The sequence below is a fragment of the Nonomuraea maritima genome, assembly GCF_900100395.1.
In the GTDB taxonomy this organism is placed as follows: Bacteria; Actinomycetota; Actinomycetes; order Streptosporangiales; family Streptosporangiaceae; genus Nonomuraea; species Nonomuraea maritima.
In genome coordinates this window covers 294,950-316,588 of sequence record NZ_FNFB01000003.1, presented here as the reverse complement: position 1 = coordinate 316,588, position 21,639 = coordinate 294,950, and the positions used below count along the sequence as shown (strand labels likewise).

Sequence of the window (21,639 nt, the reverse complement as noted above, 5' to 3'; positions counted from 1 at the left end):
GCGGGAGGAGTCGGGCGTCAGCGGGCGGTGGGGCGGCAGCCACCCACTGCGGGGCTTCTTGTGTGTACAAAAGAGGACATGTCGCTCCCCCATGGCCCCTTCCACGGCCGCAGCATCGCCGCCCTCGCCGACGACCTCCGTGCCGGCCGCACCACCTCCGCCGACCTCACCCGCCGGGCCCTCGACGCCGTCGCCGCCCTCGACGCCGAACTGAACGCCTTCGTCACCGTCGACGCGGACGGGGCGCTCGCCGCCGCCCGCCGCGCCGACGAGGAACTGACCGCGGGGACCGACCACGGTCCGCTGCACGGCGTGCCCGTCGGGGTGAAGGACCTCGTGGAGGTGGCCGGCCTGCCCGCGACCATGGGGTCGCGGCACTTCGCCGGGTACGTCCCCGGGACCGACGCCGCGTGCGTGACGGCCCTGCGCCGGGCGGGCGCGGTCGTCGTCGGAAAGACCACGACGCACGAGTTCGCCTACGGGCCCACCGGCGACCGTTCCGCCAACGGCCCCTCGCGCAACCCGTGGGACCCGCGGCGCATGTCGGGCGGCTCCAGCGGCGGCAGCGCGGCGGCCGTCGCGGCCGGCATGGTGCCGCTCGCGATCGGCACGGACACGGGCGGGTCCGTCCGCATCCCGTCCGCCCTGTGCGGGATCGCCGGGTTCAAGCCCGCGTACGGCGCCATCCCCGCCGACGGCGTGTTCCCCCTGTCACGAACGTACGACCACGTGGGCGTGCTCGCGGGCGACGCGGCAGACTGCCTGCTCGCCTACCGAAGCCTGACCGGCCCGCTGGAGGACGCGCCCGAGCCCGCGCGGGTCGCCTGGCTCGATCCCGCGAACCTCTTCCCCGGCGATTCCCGCGTGGCGGCCACCGTCCGCGCCGCCGCCGAGCAGCTCGGGGCCAAGGACGAGGTCCGGCTGCCGGACGGGGCCTTCGAGGAGCTGCGGGAGACGTACACGGTCGTGCAGAGCTGCGAGGCGGCGGCCGTGCACGCCGAGCGGATGGAGCAGGCCCCCGAGCGGTTCGACCCCGAGGTGCTCGAACGGCTGCGGCTGGCCGCCGAACTGCCCGGCTGGCGCTACGTCCAGGCGATGGAGGCGCGCACGCGGCTCGCCGCCCTCACCGACGTGCTGTTCGCGCGGCACGACGTGGTGGCGCTGCCGACCGTACCCGTCGTCGCGCCGCACCTCGACAGCCGCGAGATGGAGGCGGACGGCCGCGCGTTCGCGGTGCGCGCCGCGCTGCTCTCGCTGACCAGCCCGTGGAACGTGCTCGGCCTGCCCGCGCTGACCGTGCCGGCCGGGACGGTGGACGGCCTGCCGGTCGGCCTCCAGCTCGTGTGCCGCCCCGGCGACGAGGCGTTCCTGTTCGCCACCGCCGCGTCCTGACGTCTCAGGTACGGCGCCAGCGCGACTCGCCGAAGCAGTAACCGGCGAACAGCAGCAGCCCCAGCGCCACCACCACGAGGAGCCACGGCCCGAAGGGCGTGTCGGCGAACTGCCGCAGCGTCGCGTCGATGCCGCCCGCCTCCTCGGGATCGTGCGTGATCGCCGCCTGGACGACGAGGATCCCGGCCAGCGCGGCGATCACACCTCTGGCCGCGTACCCGCCGAGCCCGAGCCGGTCCATCACCGTACGGGCCCGCGGGGACATCCGTCCCAGGTCGAGGTCCTCGCGGAACCCCTTCGTGAGGCCCTGCCTGACCCAGTACACGCCGAGGGCGACGACGCCGAGCCCGATCGCCCCCACGATGAACGGGCCGCCGGGCAGGTCGAGCAGCTTGGCGGTGAGGTCCTGCGACTTCTGGTCGTCGGACGGCGCCCCGTGGGCGGTCAGCACGCTCAGCAAGGTGGCGAACACCAGCGCGTACACGCCCGTGCGCGCCACCGCCTCGACCCGGTCGAGGGCCTTGCCGTGGCCGAACAGCGCCTCCGACGCCTGCCACAGTGCCAGCGCGGCGAACCCCACCGCCATGATCCACAGCAGCACGGAGCCGAACGGCAGCCCGGCCAGCGTGGAGATCGCCCCCGACTTGTCCGCCTCCTGCGAGGCGTCGCCGAAGGCGATCTGCACGGCCACGATCCCGATCAGCGCGTACAGCACTCCGCGGCAGGCCAGCCCGACGCGGGTCAGCACCTCCATCGGCCGGCTGGACGTCGCCCGCCGGGTTGCGGTCCTCGCCTCTTGCGCAGTGTTCACCGTTCCTCCATCAGGTCCGCCGGAGAAACCCGCATGCCCGGAAAACCGCCGCCTAGGCGTCACGGGAACTTTTCGCTGGTGCTGGGTACGGGAACGACGTGACCCACGACCAGCAGGGCCTGGCGATGACGGGCGCCGGGGCCGTCGCGGCCCGCCACTACGACCGGGCGATCGATCACCTGCTGCACTTCCGGGCCGAGGTGGCGGGCGAGGCGGACGCCGCGCTGGCCGAGTCGCCCGGCTTCCCGATGGGCAACGTCCTGGCGGCGTACCTGCGGCTGCTGACCACCGAGGCCGCGGACGCGCGCGCGGCGCGGACGGCGTTCCTGGCCTTCCTGCGCAGGGCCGACGAGAGCCGGCTCGACCCGCGTGAGCGCGCTCACGTGGCGGCCGTGCGGGCGCTGCTCGACGGCGACCTGCTTACCGGCGCCGCGCGGCTGGCCGAGCTCACGGTGGCGTACCCGCGTGACGTCCTGGCGCTCGCGGCCGGTCACCAGCTCGACTTCCTCACCGGCGACGCGCGCATGCTGCGCGACCGGATCGGCGGCGCGCTGAACGCCTGGCACGAGGACGACCCGCACTACGGACGCCTGCTCGGCATGTACGCCTTCGGCCTGGAGGAGGCCGGCCACTACGACCGGTCGGAGGAGGTCGGGCTGCGGGCGGTCGAGCTCGACCGGCGCGACGTGTGGGGCGTCCACGCCGTGGTGCACACGTACGAGATGCAGGGCCGCTTCTGCGACGGCCTGCGCTACCTCGACGCCCGGATGCCCGACTGGTCGGCCGGGACGTTCTTCAACGTGCACACCTGGTGGCACTACTGTCTGTACGCGCTGGAGGCCGGCGAGGAGGCGCGGGTGACGGCCGTCCACGACGCGGTGATGAGCGGCGGGCGGTCGTGCATGGAGCTGCTCGACGCGGCGGCACTGCTGTGGCGGCTGCACCTGGAGGGCTCCGACCAGACGGACCGCTGGCAGGCGCTCGCCGACGCCTGGCAGGAGCGCGTCGCCGAGCCGTTCTACGCGTTCAACGACATGCACGCGGTCATGTCGTACGTGGGCGCCGGGCGGTTCGGCGCGGCCGAGAGGCTCATCGCCGGGCGGGAGGCGTACGCGCTGGAACCGCGTCCCGGGGTCACCAACCGCGACATGACGCTGCGGGTCGGGCTGCCGGTGTGCCGGGCGATCCTGGCGTTCGGGCGCGGCGACCACGAGGCCGTCGTCGACCTGCTGTACCCGTTGCGGCACCGGGTCAACTCGTTCGGCGGCAGCCACGCGCAGCGCGACGCGGTGCAGCGGACCCTGCTGGAGTCGGCGCTGCGCGCCGGGCGGCTCGACCTGGCGAGGATGCTGGTGAGCGAACGGATCAACCTCCGCCCCTGCAGCCCGTACAACTGGCTCAAACAGGCGACCCTGGCCGATGCGGCCGGCAACCACGCCGCCGCCGCCACCGCCCGCACCCACGCCATCCACCTCTCCCGTACGAACGCCTCCCCCAACCCACACCGCCGAAGCACACCCACGGCCCCACCGACAACGAGCAACAGGCGAGCCGGTGAGGATGCGGCGCGCGAAAGTGTCGGGGGCGGCGAGTAGGGTTCGGGCCATGGATCGCCAACTCACCCTCATGGTCGTGCACGCCCACCCCGACGACGAGTGCCTCAGCACGGGCGGCGTGCTCGCCCGCTACTCCGACGAAGGGGTCCGCACCGTTCTGGTCACCTGCACCAACGGCGAGCAGGGCGACGGAGAGGGCGGCGCCAAGCCGGGCGAGCCGGGTCACGACGACGCCGCCGTGGCCGCCAAGCGTCTGTCCGAGCTGCGCGAGTCCGTCTCCCTCCTCGGGATCAAGCATCTCGAGCTGCTCGGCTACCGCGACTCGGGCATGGAGGGCTGGGACGGCAACGGCCACCCCGACGCGTTCGCCAACGTCCCGGTCGAGACGGCCGCCGCCCGGCTCGCCGAGCTGATGGAGCGCTACCAGCCGCAGGTCGTGGTCACCTACGACGCGACGGGCGGCGGCGGGTACGGCCACCCCGACCACGTGCAGGCCCACCGCATCACCGTCGCGGCCACCGAGCTGTCCGGCATCCCGGCCAAGCTCTACCACACCGCCATGCCGCGCTCGTCGATGAAGCGCATGTTCGAGATGATGCGCGAGAGCGGCCTCGACCTCGACTTCGAACCGTCCGACGACTTCGGCACCCCCGACGAGCTCGTGACCACCGTCGTCGACGTCGCCCCCTACGTCGAACGCAAGCTCAAGGCGCTGCAGGCCCACGAGAGCCAGGGCGACAACATCTTCCTGTGGCGTATGCCGGAAGAGCTCCGCCAGGAGGCGTTCTCCCACGAAGCCTTCGAACGCGTCCTCGACCGAGGCGACGTCTCCCCCGCCGACGAAGACGACCTGTTCGCCGGCCTCCGCAACTGACCCCCACCCCACACACCGGGCTCCGTGGGGTGTGGGGTGGGTCAGCTCCCTCGCCAGCGCCCCACACGCCTGAGGGCTCGGCGAGGTGTGGGGGCGTCAGCACCATCCGCGGCGCCCAGCCCCCTCCTCGACCCACCGCCCCGCACGGGGGTGGAGCGTGGGGGTGTCAGATCCTCCCGTTCCGCGCGGAGCCGGGGGTGGTGGTGGGGCGGTGGGGTGTCAGATCCAGCCGCGGCGGGTGGCTTCCATGGCTACCTGGAAGCGGGTCTGCGCGCCGAGGCGGCGCATCAGCTTGGTGATGTGCCGCTGCACCGTCCGTTCGCTCCAGCCCAGCGCGCGGCTGGCCGCCTTGTCCGTGGCTCCCGACGCCAGCAGCGTCAGGAGCCGTTCCTCGTCCTGCGACAGCTCGGTGCCCTGCGGCGTCAGCCGTACGGGCACGCTGCGCTCCCATAACGCGTCGAACAACGCGATCAGCGCGTCCAGCAGCGGCGACGGATGGATCAGGTACGACGCGGTGACCGCGCTGTCGCCCGCCCGCAGCAACGGGATCATGGCCAGCCGGTCGTCGGAGATCGCCAGCTTCATCGGCAGGTCGGCGGAGATGCGGGCCTGTTCGCCGTGCTGCATCCCGGCCGTCACGTCGTCGAGCCAGCCGGGCAGCTCCAGCACGCTGGTGTCGTAGATGACGCGGTACTTCACGCCGCGCCGCAGCAGGTCGAGTTCGACGGGGTTCGACTGGGTGTGCTGCTCAGGCGCGGCGTACGGCGGCCGGTCGAAGCCGCGCATCTCCACCTGGGTGCTCTGCTGCATCTGGACGAAGCGCTGGTTGACCTCGTCCCGTCCCGAGATGACCTCGATCAGCTCGCCGGGGTGGGCGAAGCGGGTGCCGGCGCGGTAGGCGTCCATGAGCACGCGGATGTGGGCGCGCACCCCGTCGAGCTCGCGTTCGCGCTCGCGCAGGATCGTTTCCAGGCTGCTGTCGGGTGGGGCGGCGATGTAGCGGGTGGGCCGGCCGGCGGAGCGGGTGGCGAGGCCCAGGTCGCTGAGCGACTGCAGGACGCGCCGCGTGACGGTGGCCGGGAGGTGGGAGTCGGCGGCGAGTTCGGCGGCGGTGGCCTGCGCGCGGCGGACCAGAGCGGCGTACACCTTCTCGTCCTGGCCACTGAGTCCGATGGCCTGCAGCACGGCCGCCTCCCCCGATGTCTGGTTCACGCCAGGTGACGGAAACTCGTCACCCGAGAATCTTGTCAGGAAATATCGGGAGATGTCAGCGTTCTAGCGCACCATCGGCCCCAAGGGCCACAGGAACACAAGGAGTGCCATGCCGCTGACCACCCGCCCCTCACCCAGACGTCTGCTCGCAGCCGTCTTACCTGCGGTGTTACTGACCGCGGGCACGTCAGGGACGCTCGTGCCGCTGATCGCGGCCCCCGCGGAGGCGCAGGCCGTCACCGTCGAACCGGGCGCCCAGCCGAAGATCGACCCCAAGCTGGCCGAGCAGATGAAGAGCGCGCGCGGCCGGATCGAGGCGGTCGTCGTGCTGCGTACGGTCCAGGAAACGCCCGCGATCGAATCGCGCGCCGAGGCCCGCGCCGCACTGACCGACAGCGCCGAACCGACGCAGGACCCGGTCGCCGCGCTGATCGCCCAGCGCGGCGACACCGTGGTCAACCGGTTCTGGCTGAAGAACATGCTCCTGGTACGGGCCACCCCCGCCACCCTGGGCGCCCTCGCCGAGCTCGACCTGGTCGACCGGATCATCCCCAACTTCACCCTGACGGCCCCCGACCCGGAAAAGCCGGAGCAGGTGGCCACCCCCAAGGCCAAGGCCGCCGCCTCGGGCACGACGTGGGGCCTGGCGAAGATCGGCGTGGACCGGGTGCGCGACGAGCGCGGGCTGACCGGCAAGGGCGTGCGCGTCGCGGTGCTCGACACCGGCATCGACGCCACCCACCCCGACCTGGCCGGCAAGCTCGCCACCGCCGACGCCTCCGACCCGAAGCATCCCGGCGGCTGGATCGAGTTCGACCCGTCCGGCATGCCGGTGGCCTCCGAACCGCACGACAGCGCCTTCCACGGCACGCACGTGGCCGGCACCATCGCCGGAGGCGACGCGTCCGGCACCCAGATCGGGGTGGCGCCGGGCGTCGAGCTGATGGCCGGCCTGGTCATCCCGGGCGGCACGGGCACCCTCGCTCAGGTGATCGCCGGCATGCAGTGGGCCATCGCGCCGTACGCGGCCGACGGCACCCCGGTGGGCAAGCCCGCGGACGTGGTCAGCATGTCCCTGGGCGCCGAGGGCTACGCCGACGAGTTCATCGAGCCGGTCAGGAACATCATCAAGGCCGGCGCGTTCCCGGCGTTCGCCGCCGGCAACGACTGCGTGGAGGGCGAGTCCAACAGCCCGGGCAATGTGTACGAGTCCGTCGGCGTGGGCGCGACCGACGTGAACGACGACGTGGCCGACTTCTCCTGCGGCAGCAACGTGCAGCGCACCGACTGGTTCAACGCGCCGGCGGACTGGCCCGCCACCTATGTCGTGCCCGACGTCTCGGCTCCGGGCGTGGACGTGGTCTCGACCATCCCGGGCGGCGAGTACGGCTCGCTCGACGGCACCTCGATGGCCACCCCGCACGTCAGCGGCACGGTCGCCCTCATGCTCGAGGCCCATCCCGACCTGACGGTGGAGGCGACCGAGGAGATCCTCGCCGGCACCTCGGTCTCCGACGACCGCTACGGCCCGCGTCCGAACCGGCGCATCGGCCAGGGCCGCATCGACGCCTACGCCGCCGTCGCCGAGGCCTCGCTGCAGAGCGGCGTGCACGGCACGGTACTCGACAAGCGCGGCCACAAGCCGCTGGCCGGCGTCAAGGTCTCCACGGAGAACGGCCGCAGCACCGTGACCGACGCCGAGGGACGCTTCGAGGTGCGGCTGCCGGCCGGCACCCACGCGCTGACCCTGTCCCGGTTCGGCTACAAGGACCTCGTCCGCAACGTCGGCGTCCAGGACGGCAAGCTGTCGGACGTGCGCTGGGACCTGGACCGGACCCACTGGAGCACGATCACGGGCACGGTGACGTACGAGCCGACCGGCTTCGCCGTCCCCGGCGCCACGGTGTCGGTGGTCGGCGTGCCCGACGAGCTGACGGCCACGACCGACGGCAAGGGCCACTACACGATCAAGGACGTGCCGGTCGGCGACCGCGAGGTCTCCGCGCACGCCGCGGGCGTCTCCCGCTCCAAGCCCATGCAGGTCACGGTGGGTAACGGCAAGGCCCGCGCCGACGTCGTCCTGCCGCGCCGCCCGCAGACCGAGCGCGTGTCGGTCGGCTCGGGCGGCCACCAGGGCAACCACGACTCGTGGTGGCCGAAGGTGAGCGGCGACGGCAGCGTGGTCGTGTACGCGAGCTTCGCCTCCAACCTCGTCGACGACGAGGACAACAACGGCGAGCTGGACATCTTCGCCACCGACCTGCGCACCCGCACGACCGAGCGGGTCTCGGTGCCGACGGGCGGCGGCCTGGCCGACTCGTTCTCGCTGACGCCGTCGGTCAGCCATGACGGACGGTACGTCGGGTTCAGCAGCGGCGCGACCAACCTCGTCGACGGTGACACGAACGGCCAGACGGACGCGTTCGTCCACGACCGCCAGACGGGCAGGACCGAGCTGCTCTCGGTGTCGTCCGACGGCACCCAGGGTGACGGCATGACGGGCGCGCCCGTCCTCAGCGGTGACGGCCGCTACGCGGTCTTCATCAGCGACTCCACGAACCTGGTGCCCGGCGACACCAACGGCCGCACCGACGTGTTCCTGCGCGACCGCCAGGCCGGCACGACCGTGCGGGTGTCGGTCTCCCAGGACGGCGCCCAGCTGAACGGCCAGGGCCGCGAGCCGTCCATCAGCGGCGACGGCCGGTACGTCGCCTTCCAGAGCGACGCCTCCGACGTGGTGCCCGGCGACACCAACGGCGTGACCGACGTGTTCGTGCTCGACCGCCAGACGGGTTCGGTGAAGCGGGTCGAGGCACCCCGCCCGGACACCGACTCCACCGCGCCGGTGCTCAGCGCCGACGGCAACGTGGTGGTCTTCGGCAACGGCCTGGGCCTCGGTGAGCTCTACGCGCAGAACCTGACGACCGGCAGGACCGACATGGTGTCGATCACCCGGGACGGCCAGGGCGCCAACGCCCTGACCTACGGTCCGAGCCTGACCGCCGACGGCGGCAAGGTGGTGTTCTCCAGCGACTCGGCCAACCTCGTCGAGGGCGACACCAACGGCCGCAACGACGTGTTCCTGCGTGACATCGCGGCGGGCACCACCACGCTGCTGTCCCGCGACCCCGACGGCGGGGCGGCCGACGACCGCTCTGAGATACCGTCCATCAGCGCCGACGGACGGTACGTGGCCTACCAGACGGTGGCGAACAACCTCACCGAGGGCGACACCAACCACCGCTCCGACATCTACGTGTACGACCTGGTGGCCGGGCCGGAGTCGCTCTTCACGCTGAGCGACCTCAAGGTCTCCGCCGACCGGTCGGGACGTGTGGACGTGCGCGCGACGGTGACGAACATCGGCGAGCAGGAGGGCTCGTACCAGGCGGTGCTCCGCGTGGACGGCGAGGAGAAGCAGCAGCGCACGGTGTCGCTGAAGCCCGGCCGCGACGCGAAGCTCTCCTTCGACGTACGCGGCATCGCCCCTGGCGACCACGTGATCGACCTCGGCACCCTGACCGGGACCATCACGATCAAGCACTAGCCGACGCGGACCGCCCGAACAGCGGCCCACGTCACCGCGGAAACTCCCCGCACCAACACCGCAGGCCCGCCCACCTCGGGCGGGCCTGCGCCTTTTCCTGGCCCGCCGAACGGGGTCACTCCCTTGGAGGACCCGCCTGTCCCTCCCGGACGGCCCTGCCTGTCCGAGGACCCGCTGAGGGATGAGCGGTGAGCCTGGTCAGTCGGCGGGGACGGTGCGGTAGCCGTTCCAGACGAAACGGGCGGTCGTGACCGCGTCGTCGCCGTCGCCCGTGATGAGCTGGTGGATCGCGATGCCGTCGAGCTCGCGGTACTCGCACCACTCGTGGTCGGACGTCAGCACGAGATCCAGCCCCAGGTCGACGAGCAGGTCGAGCACCTGGCCGCGGTTCGTCCTGTCGACCCCGACGAACACCTCGTCCAGCAGGATGAAGCGGGGGCATCCGGGGTCGGTCTGGTAGTGCGCGGCCACGGCGGCGAACAGCGGCAGGTGCAGCGCGATCGCCTTCTCCCCGCCCGACAGCGCGCCGTGCAGCTTCCTGGTCAGCTCCTGCCACCCCTGCCCGTCGCCGCGGTCGAGCTTGACCGCGAAGCGGTGCCAGGCCGTGTAGTCGAGCACCTTCATGAGCTGGTCCTCCCAGCTCGCCGAGGAGTCGTCGGCGCGTGCCTCCTCGACACGTTCGCGGAAGAACACGTACAGCGCCTCCCTGTCGGCCTCGCTCAGCCCGGCGGGGTCGCTCAGCAGCAGGTCGCGCGCGGCGCGCGTGCCCGCCGACTGCGCGGGATCGACCTGCCACACCAGGCGGACGGCCACCCGGGAGGCGGTGCGGACGCGTTCGAGCCGCTGGTTCATGCTCTCCACCAGCGCCGTCGCCTGCCGGATGCGGTCGGCGAGGTGCCGCCGCGTGTCGCCGGCGAGCGTACGGTCGAACAGGTCGCGTTCGGCGTCGGTGATGGCCGCCCGCCGCTCGTCGCGTTCCCCGCGCAGCGCCCTGCTGAGCGCGGCGGCCCCGGTGCGGACGCCGTTGACGGTCGCGGTGAGCACCTGGACGTCGTCGTCGGGGGCGAGCTCCAGGTCGGCGCGGCCGGCGAGGATCTCGCGGGCGTGGTGGAAGGCGTCCCGCAGGCGGGCCTCGGCCTCCCTGACGTTCTTGTGCTCGTACGGCACCGTGGCGAGCTGCCCCGCCACCGACCGGGCGGCCTCGAGGACGGCCCGCACCCCGGCCCCGGCGGGCAGCTCGACCGTCACCTCCGCGTCCACCGGCAGGTGTCCTGCGACCAGCCGGCGGAACCGGTCGGACGCCTCGTCGCGCACCCGCCCGGCCTCGGCGTGCCGGTCCTCCGCGGTGCCGAGCTCGCCGCGCAGCCGGCCGAGCCCGGCGTTGAGCCGGGCGAGGTCGTCGTGGCCGGTCTTGATGACGCGGCGGCACGCCTGGTAGGCGTCCTGGACGTCGCGGAGCCGGTCGAGGACGTGTCCTGGTTCTGGGGCGTCGACGGCCGACTCGACGGCGGCCAGCCGCTCGGCCAGCACGACGGCCTGCGAGGCGGCCTGCTCGGCGCGTTCGACGGCCTCGACGGCGAGCCGTTCGTACTCGTGGGCGGTCTCGGCGGCCGGTTCCGCGCGTTCGCGGGCGGCGCGGGCGTCGGCGCGCCGGTCGTGCCAGAGGGCGGCGGACGCCTCGGCGGCGCGCAGCGCCTCCTCCAGGTTGTCGAGCGCGGGCGCCGCCGTGGGCAGCCCGTGGCGGGCGGCCAGCTCGGTGAGCCCGCGCAGCGAGCGGCCGACCTCCTGCTCGCGCTCGCGCAACCGCTCCTCGCACAGCCGCAGCTGGTCCTCCAGCAGCGCGACCTTCCGCACCGCGACGTCGCGCGCCTGCACGGACTCGGCGTACGGGCGGCGGTCGGGCCTGCGGCGCAGCTCGGCGCCGAGGGTCTCGCGCTCGCCCTCGACCACGGCGAGCAGGTGGTCGCACTCGGCGATGCGCCCGGACAGCGCGCTGATGCGGTCGTCCAGCTCGGCGACGCGCCGCCGCCTGGCGCGCTCGCGTGCGGTGGCGCCGATGTAGGACGGCTCGGGCTTGACCCAGCGGCCCGCCGCGGGGCCGAGCCGCCAGGTGCCGTCGGCGCCGATGACGGCCGGGTGGTCGACGCCGATCGCGGTGGGCGCGAACGCGATGCCGCCGAGCACGGCGTCGGCCGGCACCGGCGAGTCGGGCTCGGTGAACAGCACGTGGGCCAGGCTGTAGCCGGGCGCGGGCCGCGACAGCGCGGCGACGGCGAACGCGTCGTGCTCGCCCGGGTCGAACCCGCCGTCGGGACGCAGCCACAGGTCGAGCAGGCCGGAGGCCTCGAGCGCGGCCTCGACGCCGGCCTGCGCGACCGGGTCCAGCCCCGACCGGAACGCCACCGCCCGCCACAGCGGCGTGCCGGCACCCCGCCGGGCCGCCGCGCCCCTGGTGTGCGGGGCGGGGGGCTCCATGACGGCCTGGTCGTCGAGGCGCGCGCGGGCGGCGGCCAGCTCGGCGCGCTCGGCCGTCAGGCGCTGGCGTTCTGCGGTGACCTGCTGCTCGCGGGCGGCCAGCTCGACGGCGGCCATCGTCCGTACGGTGCCGACCAGCTCGTCGGCGCGGGTGAAGTCCTCGGCGAGGGAGGCGAGCGTGCCGGGGTCGAGCTGGAGCTGCGTGCAGCCGCCCGCCCATTCGCCGAGGTCGGCGGACAGGTCGCGGGACCGTTCCGCGCACAGGCGCTCGGCCCGTTCGTGGGCGTCCTGGGCGGCGGCGAGCTCGTCGCGGGCGCGGTCGCGGTCGAGCTCGGCGGCGGTACGCCTGCGCACGGCGTCGGCGTGCTCGGCGCTGCCCGCTCTGACCTCCCTGATCTGCGCGGCCCGGCTGGTCACGGCGGCACGCAGCAGCTCCCTGGTCCGCCGCCCGGCGTCCGCGGCGTCGTCGCCGCCGCCGTCGGTCGGGTCGGTCGGGTCGGCCGGCTCGGCGTGCTCGGACTCCTCGTGGACGGCGAGCAGCCCGGCGCGTTCGGCGGCGCGGCGGGCCTCGGCGCGGGCGCGTTCGGCGAGCGCGCCCGCGGTGCGGGCCGCGGCCTCGGCCTCGGCCGCCAGCGCCTGCTTGACCGTGACGGCGTGCGCCCACTGCCCGGCCTGGTCGCGCAGTCGGGCGGCGGCCTCGTGCGCCTCCTGCGCCTCCGTGCGCAGCCGGTGCAGGTCACGGCCCGACTTGTACGCCTCGCTCTCCTTGAGGCCGTCGATCTGCGCCGCCAGGGCGAGCTCCTGCGCCTCCTGCTCGGCCAGCCGGGCGGTGGTGGCGGCCAGCTCGCGTTCGGCGTCCTTGAGCGCCTCGCGCCTGTCCTTGAGCTCGGCGGTCAGTGACTCGAGCGCCGCGCCTGACGAGGTGACGGCCGCGGCGGCGGCCCGCAGCACGCGCTGGGCGTAGCCGCGCTGCCGGCCGGCGAGGCGGTCGGCCTCGGCCACGTCGCGGTCGAGCAGCCGCAGCTCCTCCCGCTGCCGGTCGAGCCGCTCGAAGCCCTCGGCGATCTCGTGGATCTCGCCCTCGCCGAGCGGCGGCAGGGCGCTCGACAGCAGGTCGGACAGCAGCCCTGGGTCGAGCCGCTCGGACAGCTTCGGGGTGCGCAGCTGGCGCAGCGCGGTCAGCAGCGAGTCGTAACGCTGCTCGTTGAGCCGGGGGTAGAGGGTCCGGCGCACGACCGTGCGGTAGGCGTCGGCGGAGTCGTACACCGTTCCTGAGACGCCGAGTTCCTCGACGAGCTGGGCCCGGGTGAGTGGCTGGCCTCCGTCGCCGCCGAGCCGGATGCCGTCCGGGGTGTCCACCCGCGCCTCGGTGGTGAAGTAGGCGGCGGTGACGTTCTTGGTGTGAACGGTCGCCTGCAACCGGGCGCCGCAGGTGAACCAGCGTCCGTCGGAGTGCGCGAACTCCAGCCACACGTAGCCGACCCGGGTGGCGCCGCCTGCGCCGTCGCCCATGAGGTTCCAGTGCATGGTGCGCTCGGTGCCGCCGAACGTGGACAGCCGGCTGGGCTTGAGGCTCGCGTCCAGCAGGAACGGCAGCAGCAGCTCCAGGACCTTCGACTTGCCGCTGCCGTTGGGCCCGCGCAGCAGCAGCCTGCCCCGGTGGAACTCGAACACCTCGTCGTAGTAGCGCCACACGTTGAGGATCCCGGCGCGCACGGGCGTCCAGCGTGCGTCCACGCCGCGCGCGGCGCGCGGCTGGGCGAGCTCGGTCACGGTCATTGGTCCTCCTGTACGGCAGACCCCGGTTCGACGCGGTAACGGGCGGCGGCGGGCAGGGCGGCGACCCGGTCGCCCGTACGGCGGGCCAGGCCGAAGAGCGTGAGCACCTCCAGCGCGTCGGCGGCGAGCCGCGCCCCGCCGCCGTCGGACTGGTAGGACTTGGCCCACTGCGGGAAGCGGAGCAGCAGGTCGGCGGCCTCGGCGTCGAGGCGGGCGGCGGGCAAGGGGCCGTCGGTGACGAGCAGGTCGAGCAGCAGCAGCGCGGCCACCTTGGCGTGGCTGCCGTCGTCGGGGAAGCGGGTGTCGGTGGCGATCGCGTCGGCGTCGACGAGCATGAACCCCTCGGCCCGCTCCTCCAGCACGAAGCCGGCCTCCTCGGCGACGCGGCGGACGAGCCGCCGCCCGGCGACCGAGGCGGCGTAGGCGGCCTGGTCGGGGGTCAGCTCGTCGCGGTAGACCACGGGCTCGTCCAGCAGGCGGCGGATGAGCGAGTGGCGGGCGTGCAGGGTGCGCTGGGTGTCGGTACGCTCCTCGCCGCCGTAGCGGGACTCGGCGAGCAGCGAGCGGGGCAGGCCGCCGGCGTCGGCGCGGGAGGGCGGCACGGGCGTAGCCAGCAGCCTGATCAGGCGGGTCGTGTCGACCCGGTAGAGCACCTTGGCGCCCTCGTCGCCGAGGTAGGACTCGGTGCGGCCGTCCATGGCGGTGACGGCGCCGTGGTGCTCCAAGAGTTTGAGTGCGTCCACGAACGCGGCGCGCTCGTCGTCGCTGACCGGGTCGAAGGCGGGCACGCCCGGCTCGACCGCGGCGGCCTGCATGACGCGCTGGGCCAGCATCCCGATGGTGGTGACCGGCGCGGCGAGCAGTTCGGCCGCGCACAGGCACAGCAGCGTGTAGCGGCGGCGGTTGAAGGGCGCCCTGACGGTGCGGCGCCGGCGGGCGGGCCGGGTGGCGACGGGCTCGGAGTGCACCTTGACCAGGCGGGCGTACCCCAGGCGCGGCTCGACGACGAGCCGCCAGCCACAGAAGTAGTCGAACCACTGCACGAGCGGCCCGCGGCGCTTCCTGACGAGGTCGAACGCGGCCTGGTCGTCGTGCCGCGACACCAGCGGGCGGGCGAGCAACGTTCTGATCGCGCGGGCGATCTCGTCCTTTTCGGCGCTGACGAGCTGGTTGGACAGGCTGCTCATGCGCCCGCCGCCCAACTGCCCGCGGGGCTGTCGCCGAGGGCTCGGACGTCGACCAGGTAGTCGGGGCCGCGCAGCCAGCCGGCCGGGGTGCGCAGCACCGCCACGGCCCCGTCGCCGGGGGCCCGCAGCACGATCTCGACCCGCCCGTCGGAGGTGACGGCCCGCCGTGCCCCGGTGGCGTCGGGACGTTCGGCGAGGGCCCGGCCGAGCAGGTCGAGCAGCCGTCCGAACCTGTCGTGGTCGAGTTCGCCGAGTTCCGACAGCCGCAGGGCCCCTGTCGTGGCCAGCGACGCCCAGGCGGTCTCGAGTTCGGCGCGTTCCTTCTCGGCCCTGGCCCGCCGTTCGGCTCGGAGCGCGGCGACGTCGCGGATGCGGCCGGTGCGTCCCATCCGTTCGGTACGTCCGCGCGAGCGCAGCAGCGCGGAGACCTCGACCGGTTCGGCCTCCGCCCAGGGGATGCCGGCGGGGATCAGCTCGGCGTCGGCGTGGCCGAGGTGGGCGTGCCTGGCGGGGCCGAGCCCGAACGCGGCGTCCCAGAGCCGGTGGGCGTCGTCCTCGGCGGGCGCGGCGGCGAACCAGCGGGCCAGCGTGCGGAAGTCCGCGGCGGCGCTGGCGGAGCGGCGGCGGGAGTCGGTGATCCGGTCGAGCATCTGCAGCAGGGCCACGATGGCCCGCCGCGCGACGTCGTGCAGCAGCCGTATCCGGGGAACCGCCCCGACGCCCCCGACCGGGGACACGGCAGCGATCCCGGCGGTATGCGCTGTGAGGTGAGCGCCGGCGTCCGCTGCGGCCGGGGCTGCGGCCGGGGCTGCGGCCGGGGCTGTGGCCGGGGCTGTGGCCGGGGCTGTGGCCTCCTCGGGGGCGAACCACTGCCGCAGTTCCTCCCAGCGCGCGGCCCGCGCGGCCAGCCAGGCCGCGGTGTGGCCGGACCCCGGCAGCAGGTCGGCCCCGTCGAGCGCGCGGGCGTGCAGGACGGCGACGCCGTGCGCCGCGACGGCCCGCAGCGCGGCCGCGATGGTGTCGCCGCGCTGCTCGAGATCGGTCACGAATTCCTGCAGGTAGGCGACCGTGGCCGACTTGACCTCGTGGAAGGTCGCGAGGTCGGTCGTCTCGACGTGCATCAGCCGCCGCAGCTCGCCGTCGAAGCGCCTGGTGTTGTCGCGCAGCGCCTGAAGGTGCGCCTCCAGCTCGTGCAGAGCCGTGAAGACGCGCCGGTTGCGGCCCGGGTCGGGGTCGCGCAGCAGGGCGTCCAGCTCGGCCAGCCGGTCGGCCACGGCGTCGAGCACGGCGGTCTGCAGCGCGCCCGCCGAGTCGAGCACGGCCGTCGCCTGGTGGATGCCGGCGAGCGCGGCCTCGCCTCGCCGGGTGAGCGCGTACTGCAGGTTCCTGCGCTCGTACTCCTCGGCGGTGGCGAAGCCGCCCGCGTGGTTGAAGATCACATCGAGCAGCCCCCAGCCGGTGAGCTGCTTGAGTACGCCCGCCAGCTCCTGCTCGCTGACCGCCGCGCCCAGTTTGTCGCGTACGTGCTGGGCCGTCAGCGCAGTCTCCAGCCGCTCGCCCGCCTCGTCGAAGACGTGGAGCACCGCGGTGTGCAGATCTGCCCGCTCTGTGGTGGTGAACCGGAACATCTCCGGCGGCACCCGTGGCGGATTCGCCATCACCGCGCTCCCTCCCCGGCCCGATTTTCAGCGCAGGGCAACCGTAGCGGCACGGAGCGTGGCGTTGGCCGTTGTTTGCAAGCACATCACGGGGGTACGGCGCCCGCATTATCCGGAAGCGGGGAGGACGGCATGGCGGAGTTCGAGGCGACACGTGGAATGCCGGCGGAGAGCATGATCGTCTTCGGCGTCGCGTCCGACGTGGAGATCATGGACCGCTGGCTGCCGCAGGGCCTGTCGGTGCACGACTCGGGGCCCGGCACCGTCGAGGCCGAGGGCGAGCTCGTGCCGGGCTCCGGCCACCACGAGGGCCGCATCCGCGTCTCGCCGGACCGGCTGCGGGTCGAGTGGGGCGGCAGCGACCACCCCGCGTACGCGGGCTGGCTGCAGGTGTCGGACGCGGCGAGCGGGACGAGCGAGGTCACCGTGCACATCAGCCTGCCCGACGAGCCGGTCTCCGGCCCGCGCGCCGACGAGGTGCGCGAGCTGCTCGACCGGTCGCTCGACCGCCTGGCCGACGAGGTCGGCGACCGCGTCCACGAAGGCGGGTGAAAGAGGCCGCCGCTTTACGAAATCGCCGTCGCGGTAGGCCTTTTCGTACCAGGAAACGTGAAAGCGGAAAGGCCCTGTTGCCACAGGGCACTTCTGTGACCTGGAATTTTACCTTCTATGGTCTTCGTGCCAGGAGGGCTGTTCCGCTACCCTGAATGGGATATTCCTCGCAAACGATCTATGCGGCCCTCGATGAAGCGTGCCGAAGTGTTTGCCGTCCAGGAACCCTTGGGAATGATGCGACTCCTCTCCAAAATCCTTGCGCCTCTCATGGCCGGCTCGCTCAGCCTGGCGGGCCTGACCTCCACGAGCGCGGCGGCTGCACCCCCCGGAAAGCTCAATACTTTCTACAGTCAACGCCTGACGTGGACCGACTGCGGCAACGGTTACCAATGCAGCAAAATGGCCGTCCCGCTCGACTATGCACAGCCGGACGCCGACAAGATCAAGATATCGATGATCAGGCTTCCCGCCACCGGTAAGAAGCTCGGCTCGATCGTCCTCAACTTCGGCGGCCCCGGTGCCTCCGGCGTCGAGTCGCTCCGGCAGAGCCACGGCACCGTCGACGCGGCCGTCCGGCAGCACTTCGACGTGGTCAGCTTCGACCCCCGCGGCGTGGGAGGCTCCTCCCCCGTGCGCTGCATGGGAACCCTCGACCTCGACGCCTACCTCGCGATCGACCCGACCCCCAACAACCGCAAGGAGGAGAAGCAGGCGGAGCGGTGGGACCGCACCTTCGCCAAGAACTGCCTCGTCCACTCCGGCAAGAAGCTGCTGGCCCACGTCGGCACGGTCGACGCGGCCCGCGACATGGACGTCATGCGGGCGGCGCTCGGCGACACCGGCCTCACCTACCTGGGCTTCTCGTACGGCACCTACCTCGGCTCGATGTACGCCGACATGTTCCCCAAGAACGTGCGGGCCATGGTGCTGGACGGCGCCGAGGACCCGTCCCAGGACATGGAGTCCTTCTCGGCGGACCAGGACCGCGGCTTCCAGGTCGCGAAGGAGTCCTTCCTGCGCAACTGCTTCAAGGAGAAGAACTGCCCGTTCCGCTCCCGCACGGTCAAGGGCGCGTTGAAGGAACTCGACAAGCTCTACAGCCGCGCCGACAAGGCACCGCTGCGCAACACCCGCGACGCACGCCAGGTCAACGAGGCGATCGTCCGGTCGGCGGTCGACTTCGCGATGTACCAGACGTCGTCGTGGCCGCTGCTGCGCAAGGCCCTCGTGGACGCCTTCAAGGGTGACGGGACCAAGCTGCTGCAGCTGAACGACGTGGGCAACGGCCGGCGTTCCGACGGCACCTACGACAACGACTTCGAGGCCCTCATGGCCATCAACTGCGTCGACCACCCCGAGGACCCCTGCCCGTACTGGCCGGTCAAGGGCACCCACTACCCGAAGAAGGTCAGGGCCGCGGGCTCGCCGCCGATCGTGGTGGTCGGCACCACGCGCGACCCCGCGACGCCGTACAAGCTGGCTCAGGCGCTCGCCAAGCAGCTGGAGCACGGCGTGCTGCTGACCAACGACGCCGACGGCCACACCGCGTACGGCGGCAACAAGTGCCTCGACTCGCAGATCGACGGCTACCTCATCACCGCGAAGACCCCGCAGCAGAACACCTGCAAGGCCTGATTCCTCCCCTGAGGCCCCGCACCGTGCCACGGTGCGGGGCCTCCTCACGTTCCGGGGCCCGTATGACGTCCCACACCTCGGTGTGGGACTGGTGACGTTCGGGTCAATCCCGGGAGCGCCTGCGGGGCCGTGGTGACCCGAGCGGGCAGATTGGGCGGACGTAGCCGCTTATTTCCCGCCCGAGGAGCCCATGGAGTCGCTGCTCGTCCTGCACGCGGTCGCGGCGGCCGGCGCTCCCTGGCTGGCCACGCGCCTCGGGCGCGCCTCCCTCGCCGTGCTCGCCCTGCCCCCGGCCGCCGGCTTCTGCGTCACCGTGTGGCTCGCGGTACGCGGCCTGCCCGTGTCGCAGAGCCGGCCGTGGGCGCCCGTGCTGGGGCTGGAGCTGGCCTTCCGCGTCGACACGCTCGCGGTGCTGATGCTGTCGCTCGTCACCGGCTTCGGCGTGCTCGTGCTGCTCTACAGCGTCCGGTACTTCTCCGCCGGCGACGACGGGCTCGGCCGCTACGGCGGCGCCATGGTCGCGTTCGCCGGGTCGATGCTGGGCCTGGTCGCGGCCGACGACCTGCTCCTGCTCTACGTCTTCTGGGAGCTGACCACCGTCTTCTCCTACCTGCTCATCGGCTCCGACCCCGAGAGCCGGCTGAGCCGGCAGGCCGCGATGAAGGCGCTCGTGGTCACCACGTCCGGCGGGCTGGCCATGCTGGCCGGGTTCGTGGTGATCGGCGAGACGGCGGGCACGTACCGGATCTCCGAGATCGTCGCCCGTCACCCGGACGTGGCCCCGGTCGCCCTCGTGCTGGTGCTCGCGGGAGCGCTCACCAAGTCGGCGCTGTTCCCGTTCAGCACCTGGCTGCCGGCCGCGATGGCCGCGCCCACGCCGGTGTCGGCCTACCTGCACGCGGCGGCCATGGTGAAGGCCGGTGTCTATGTGGTGGCCCGGCTCGGGCCCGTGTTCGGCGACGCGGCGCTGTGGCGGGCGGTGGCGGTGCCGTTCGGCCTGGTGACGATGCTGCTGGGCGGCTGGCGGGCGCTGCGCGAGACCGACCTGAAGCGGCTGCTGGCGTACGGGACGATCAGCCAGCTCGGGTTCCTCGTGGCGCTGTTCGGCGCGGGCGCCCAGGGGGCGGCGCTGGCCGGCGTCGCCATGCTGCTGGCGCACGCGCTGTTCAAGGCGACGCTCTTCCTGGTGGTGGGCATCGTCGACCGCGCGACGGGCACCCGCGAGATCGGCGAGCTGAGCGGAGTGGGCCGCGCGATGCCGTGGGTGTGCGGCGCGGCGGTGCTCGCGGGGGCGTCCATGGCGGGGCTGCCGCCGCTGGCCGGGTTCGCCGGCAAGGAGGCTGCGCTGGAGGCGCTGCTCGACGCGCCGCTCGCGCTGGCCGGCGCGATCGCGGGATCGGCGCTGACCGCGGCGTACACGCTGCGGTTCCTGTGGGGGGCGTTCGCCGTGAAGCCCGGCGTCCCGCCGCGGCCGGTGGACGCGACGCCCGCGCTCATGCTCGCCCCGGCCGCGCTCCTGGCGGCGCTCGGGCTGGTGCTCGCACCGTTCGCTCCCTGGTACGCGGGCGCGATGTCCGGCTACACCGGCACCTTCCGCGACCCGGGGCACGAGGTCCACCTGGCGGCGTGGGCCGGCTTCTCCGTGCCGCTGCTGCTGTCGGCGGCGGCGCTCGTCGCCGGGGCGGTGCTGTTCCTGGCCCGCGAGCCGGTGGCGCGGCTGGGGGCGGCGCTCGGCGTGGTGGAGTCGAGCCGGCTGTTCTGGGCGATGGTACGGCGGTTCGACCGCTTCGCCCTCCAGGCCACCGGCCTCGTCCAGCGCGGCTCGGTGCCCGACTACCTGCTGCTCACGCTGCTGGCCTCGGTGGGGGTGGGCCTGTTCTCGGTGGCCTACGGCGGCGCCCCCCGTCTGGACGTTCCGGTCGTCGGCTGGCAGCGGCCCGAGCAGCCGGTCGTCGTCGCGCTGGTGGTGACGGCGGCGGTGATGGCGCTGCGGGTGCGCTCCGCCATCCTGCTCGCGATCGTCGTCGGCCTCACCGGGTACGGCACCGCGCTGCTGTTCCTCTTCCACGGCTCCCCCGACCTGGCGCTCACCCAGTTCCTGGCCGAGACGCTGAGCCTGGTGGTGTTCGCGCTCGTCCTGCGGCGGCTGCCGATCGACCCGGCGAGGGGCCGGCTGCGCTTCCCGTTCCGCCTGGCCGTCGGGCTCGCGGTCGGCGCGGTGGCGACCGGCGCGGGCATGGTGGCGATGAGCGCGCGCGCGACGCGGCCGGTCGGCGAACTCATGGGCGCGGCGGCGGAGCAGGCGGGCATCGCCAACATCGTCAGCGCGGTGATCCTCGACATCCGGGCGTGGGACACCCTCGGCGAGAGCGCGGTGCTGATCGTGCTGACGCTGGGCGTGACGAGCCTCGTGTTCCTGCGGCGCACGGCGTACCGGATCGAGCGGACCGGGACGCGGCGGCGGGACCGCGGGCCGCACTGGCTGGCCTCCACCTTGCCGCACGGGCAGTGGGCGCTGGCGTTCGAGGTGGCGATCACGCTGACCTTCCACACGGTGCTGGTGCTCTCGGTCTTCCTGCTGTTCATCGGGCACAGCGGGGTCGGCGGCGGGTTCGCGGGCGGCATCGTGGCCGGGCTGGCGATCACCGCGCGCTACCTGGCGGGCGGCAGGAACGAGCTGGCCGCGGCCGTGCCGGTGCACGCGGGTGTGCTCATGGGCGTGGGGCTGACGCTGACGACGGGCACGGCGCTGGCCGGGCTGCTGTTCGGCACGGCGGCCCTGCAGATGCTCTCGGCGGACGTCGCCGTACCGGTCGTGGGGCACCTGCACCTGTCGACCGGCCTGGTCTTCGACCTCGGCGTGTACCTGTCGGTGGTCGGCATGGTGCAGGACGTGCTGCGCGGGCTCGGCGCCGAGCTCGACCGGCAGATCGACGCGGAGACCACCTCGTGAGCGCC

Annotated in this window: 12 protein-coding genes; 7 read left to right on the top strand and 5 right to left on the bottom strand. The window is 73.3% G+C overall.

What is annotated here, in order from left to right; all coding sequences use genetic code 11:
- Positions 1–78 precede the first annotated feature (78 nt).
- Positions 79–1,392: an amidase gene (locus tag BLR04_RS08270; protein ID WP_090761335.1), complete on the top strand. Its 1,314-nt coding sequence runs from the start codon at positions 79–81 to the stop codon at positions 1,390–1,392.
- Positions 1,393–1,396: 4 nt separating this feature from the next.
- On the opposite strand, the gene BLR04_RS08265 is transcribed toward BLR04_RS08270, so the two are convergent.
- Positions 1,397–2,203: a DUF1206 domain-containing protein gene (locus tag BLR04_RS08265; RefSeq protein WP_245740109.1), complete on the bottom strand. Its 807-nt coding sequence runs from the start codon at positions 2,201–2,203 to the stop codon at positions 1,397–1,399.
- A gap of 98 nt (positions 2,204–2,301) precedes the next feature.
- Here BLR04_RS08265 and BLR04_RS08260 point away from each other — a divergent pair, with 98 nt between their 5' ends.
- The gene (locus tag BLR04_RS08260; RefSeq protein WP_245740108.1) at positions 2,302–3,798 is read left to right on the top strand and encodes a tetratricopeptide repeat protein; all 1,497 of its coding nucleotides are present in this window, start codon (positions 2,302–2,304) and stop codon (positions 3,796–3,798) included.
- Between the two features lie 10 nt (positions 3,799–3,808).
- On the top strand, positions 3,809–4,633 hold the full coding sequence (locus tag BLR04_RS08255) for a PIG-L family deacetylase (protein ID WP_090761330.1): 825 nt from the start codon (positions 3,809–3,811) through the stop codon (positions 4,631–4,633).
- 219 nt (positions 4,634–4,852) lie between these two features.
- On the opposite strand, the gene BLR04_RS08250 is transcribed toward BLR04_RS08255, so the two are convergent.
- Positions 4,853–5,845, bottom strand: a complete 993-nt coding sequence (locus BLR04_RS08250; protein WP_090761328.1) for a helix-turn-helix transcriptional regulator — start codon at positions 5,843–5,845, stop codon at positions 4,853–4,855.
- Between the two features lie 109 nt (positions 5,846–5,954).
- Between BLR04_RS08250 and BLR04_RS08245 the strand changes: the two genes are divergently transcribed.
- Complete coding sequence (locus BLR04_RS08245) at positions 5,955–9,392, top strand: S8 family serine peptidase (RefSeq protein ID WP_090761326.1); 3,438 nt, start codon at positions 5,955–5,957, stop codon at positions 9,390–9,392.
- Positions 9,393–9,590: 198 nt separating this feature from the next.
- Here the strand turns inward: BLR04_RS08245 and BLR04_RS08240 are convergent, their stop codons facing one another.
- Genes BLR04_RS08240 through BLR04_RS08230 form a run of 3 tightly spaced genes read right to left on the bottom strand, consistent with a single transcriptional unit; the run spans position 9,591 to position 16,491 of the window.
- Complete coding sequence (locus tag BLR04_RS08240) at positions 9,591–13,646, bottom strand: TIGR02680 family protein (RefSeq protein ID WP_090761324.1); 4,056 nt, start codon at positions 13,644–13,646, stop codon at positions 9,591–9,593.
- Entirely contained in the window at positions 13,643–14,833 is a 1,191-nt protein-coding gene (locus BLR04_RS08235; RefSeq protein WP_090761577.1) for a TIGR02678 family protein, read from the bottom strand. The genes BLR04_RS08240 and BLR04_RS08235 overlap by 4 nt, the downstream gene beginning before the upstream one ends.
- Positions 14,830–16,491: a TIGR02677 family protein gene (locus BLR04_RS08230; protein ID WP_218128764.1), complete on the bottom strand. Its 1,662-nt coding sequence runs from the start codon at positions 16,489–16,491 to the stop codon at positions 14,830–14,832. The genes BLR04_RS08235 and BLR04_RS08230 overlap by 4 nt, the downstream gene beginning before the upstream one ends.
- Positions 16,492–16,623: 132 nt before the next feature.
- Here BLR04_RS08230 and BLR04_RS08225 point away from each other — a divergent pair, with 132 nt between their 5' ends.
- The 3 genes from BLR04_RS08225 (at position 16,624) to BLR04_RS08215 (ending at position 21,634) form a co-directional block, all read left to right on the top strand.
- A complete protein-coding gene (locus BLR04_RS08225) occupies positions 16,624–17,043 on the top strand; it encodes an SRPBCC family protein (RefSeq protein WP_090761322.1) in 420 nt (139 codons plus the stop codon).
- A 456-nt stretch (positions 17,044–17,499) separates the two neighbouring features.
- Positions 17,500–18,681 carry an alpha/beta hydrolase gene (locus tag BLR04_RS08220; protein ID WP_245740107.1) on the top strand — a complete coding sequence of 394 codons (1,182 nt, stop codon included), beginning with the start codon at positions 17,500–17,502 and terminating at the stop codon, positions 18,679–18,681.
- Between the two features lie 190 nt (positions 18,682–18,871).
- Positions 18,872–21,634: a Na+/H+ antiporter subunit A gene (locus tag BLR04_RS08215; protein ID WP_090761318.1), complete on the top strand. Its 2,763-nt coding sequence runs from the start codon at positions 18,872–18,874 to the stop codon at positions 21,632–21,634.
- Positions 21,635–21,639: the final 5 nt, after the last annotated feature.

Coding starts and splice junctions, on each gene's coding strand:
- BLR04_RS08270 (WP_090761335.1), top strand. CDS start 79: ATGTCGCTCCCCCATGGCCCCTTCCACGGCCGCAGCATCGCCGCCCTC.
- BLR04_RS08255 (WP_090761330.1), top strand. CDS start 3,809: ATGGATCGCCAACTCACCCTCATGGTCGTGCACGCCCACCCCGACGAC.
- BLR04_RS08245 (WP_090761326.1), top strand. CDS start 5,955: ATGCCGCTGACCACCCGCCCCTCACCCAGACGTCTGCTCGCAGCCGTC.
- BLR04_RS08240 (WP_090761324.1), bottom strand. CDS start 13,646: ATGACCGTGACCGAGCTCGCCCAGCCGCGCGCCGCGCGCGGCGTGGAC.
- BLR04_RS08235 (WP_090761577.1), bottom strand. CDS start 14,833: ATGAGCAGCCTGTCCAACCAGCTCGTCAGCGCCGAAAAGGACGAGATC.
- BLR04_RS08230 (WP_218128764.1), bottom strand. CDS start 16,491: ATGGCGAATCCGCCACGGGTGCCGCCGGAGATGTTCCGGTTCACCACC.
- BLR04_RS08225 (WP_090761322.1), top strand. CDS start 16,624: ATGGCGGAGTTCGAGGCGACACGTGGAATGCCGGCGGAGAGCATGATC.
- BLR04_RS08220 (WP_245740107.1), top strand. CDS start 17,500: ATGATCAGGCTTCCCGCCACCGGTAAGAAGCTCGGCTCGATCGTCCTC.
- BLR04_RS08215 (WP_090761318.1), top strand. CDS start 18,872: ATGGAGTCGCTGCTCGTCCTGCACGCGGTCGCGGCGGCCGGCGCTCCC.